At 72.5% G+C, this 959-nt stretch carries 1 protein-coding gene; it reads left to right on the forward strand.

What is annotated here, in order from left to right:
* Positions 1-959, forward strand: a 959-nt coding sequence (fliF, locus tag GJ693_RS16235; protein ID WP_156257253.1) for a flagellar basal-body MS-ring/collar protein FliF, incomplete at both ends; no start/stop codon positions are given.

The following is a 959-nucleotide window of genomic DNA, read 5'->3' on the forward strand; positions in this document are numbered from 1 at the left end:
CGCCGGCGCTGGCGCCCTATGCTGCCCGCGCGCAGGCCCTGTGGGCCAGCCCGGCCGTGCAGCAGGCGCGCCCGGCGTTGCTGCTGGTGGCGCTGCTGGCGTTGGCGGCGCTGGCTTTCTTCACGTTGCGCCAGCCCGATTGGCGGCCGCTCTATCCCGGTCTCGCCGAAGCCGATGCGGCGGCGGTGAGCGAGGCGCTGGCCGCGGCCAATTTCGATTATCGCATCAATCAGGACAGCGGCACGGTGGAGGTGCCGGCCGGCGATGCCGCCCGCGCCCGCATCCTGCTCGCCGGCCAGGGCCTGCCGAAAGCCAGCGCTGCTGGCAGCCCGGCGCTCGACAACATGCCGCTGGGTGCGTCGCGATCGGTGGAGGCGGCGCGGCTGAAACAGGCGCTGGAGCGCGAACTGGCGCAAAGCGTGGAGGCCATCGACGGGGTGAAGGCCGCGCGGGTGCATGTCGCGACGCCGGAGCCTTCGGTCTTCATCCGCGATCGCGCCGCGCCCTCGGCCAGCGTGTTCGTCACCCTGGCGCCGGGGCGCAGCCTGGCCGAAGCCCAGGTGCGCGCGGTGATCTGGCTGGTCGCCACCTCGGTGCCGGGCCTCGCCAGCGACCGGGTGAGCGTGGTCGATCAATCGGGCACGTTGCTTTCTGCCGGGGTATCGGGCGATGCCCAGCAACTGGCCTATCAGCAGCGACTGGAAGGCCTGGTGCGCGAGCGGCTGGTGAAACTGCTCACGCCTATGCTGGGCCCGCAGCGCTTCACTGCCGAAGTGGCGGCTGACGTGGATTTTTCCGAGAACGAGGCCGCCAGCGAGCGCTGGCAGCCGGCCGGCACCGTGCGCAGCGAGCAGACCAGCCGCAATCTTGATGCCACGCCGCCGCCGGCCACCGGCATCCCCGGCGCGCTGACCAACACCGTGCCGCAGGCCGCGCAGGTGACGGGCAACCCGCCGCCC

The organism is Sandarakinorhabdus oryzae, assembly GCF_009733735.1.
Lineage (GTDB): Bacteria > Pseudomonadota > Alphaproteobacteria > Sphingomonadales > Sphingomonadaceae > Sandarakinorhabdus > Sandarakinorhabdus oryzae.